This is a genomic window from Streptomyces sp. AC627_RSS907, assembly GCF_019049165.1.
The window spans coordinates 1-1,037 of record NZ_JAGMUE010000504.1 but is presented as its reverse complement, the minus strand read 5'-3'; the positions used below and the strand labels follow the sequence as shown (position 1 = coordinate 1,037).

Below are 1,037 nucleotides of genomic sequence, written 5' to 3'. Positions count from 1 at the left end.
CAGTAGCCCTCCGTGTCGTGCACGATGATGTAGTCGATCCGCTGCGACGCGGGGCGGTCGGCCTTGTCGTGGTTGCCGTAGTCGCCGTCCCCGAGCTCCTGGTACGGCGCGGGCACCGACTCGCAGGACACGCCGCGCGGACACTCGACGCCCGGCCCCCGCTCACCGGCGGGCAGGCCGAGCCGGCGCAGCGTCGCGACGTCGGGGCGCAGGCCGGGGTGCCGGTCGAGCCGCACCCGCTCACCCGCGTCGGTGGTGCGCTGGGCCCCGGTGCGCAGCACCGCGTACACCTCGTCCGCGAACGCCTTGGCCGTCGCGGTGTCGGCGGCCCCGGCGTAGTCGGCGACCGCCGCGTACCAGCGGGCCGGGTCGGGGCTGAGCGGCAGGTCGAGACGTTTCTGCGCGGCGACGAGCAGCGCGGCGCCGCCGTGCACGTTGGCCGCGGGGCTCTCCCGCAGCTCCCGTGCCGGCAACCCGGTCAGCCGCTGGGCCCGCTCCAGTGTGCGCAGGCGCGCCGGCAGGTCGTCCGCCGCGGGCGGCTCGGGCGGTACGGGGGCCGCCCTCCAGGGCGCTCGCGCGTCGTCCCCCCGCGGGTCCTCGGTACCGTGCGCGTGGTGCGTGGCCGAGGCCAGCGCCGTGGCCGCGTCGGTGAGGTGCATCGGCCCGTAGCCACCGCCGACGCTGGGCGCGCCCCGGTGGCCGTCCCAGCGGGACTGGAGGTACGAGACGCCGAGCAGCACCTCGCGCGGCACGTCGAAGCGCTCCGCCGCGGCCGTGAACGCCTGTTGGAGCCCGCCGCCGCGCGGCTGGTCGGCCGTGGCCGTGGGGGCTGCGGCAAGCAGCGGCAGGAGCAGGGCGATCGACGCCGTGGCGCTGAACGCGCGCGATGACGGCCGGGCACGACGGCCGGCGTAGCCGCTCGCCGCCGTTCGTTTCCGGGTGAATCCTGGCAACCTTGGCAACGCAGCCTCCTCAAGCTGAGCCGTAGCTCCCACGCGGGGTGGCGCGCGGGAGCGATCGGGCGTGCGGGGCTGAAC

General features: G+C 77.0%; 1 pseudogene. It reads right to left on the bottom strand.

From position 1 onward, the window contains the following. Positions 1-953: pseudogene (locus KUM32_RS36710) on the bottom strand (N-acetylmuramoyl-L-alanine amidase); the annotation flags it as partial. Positions 954-1,037: the final 84 nt, after the last annotated feature.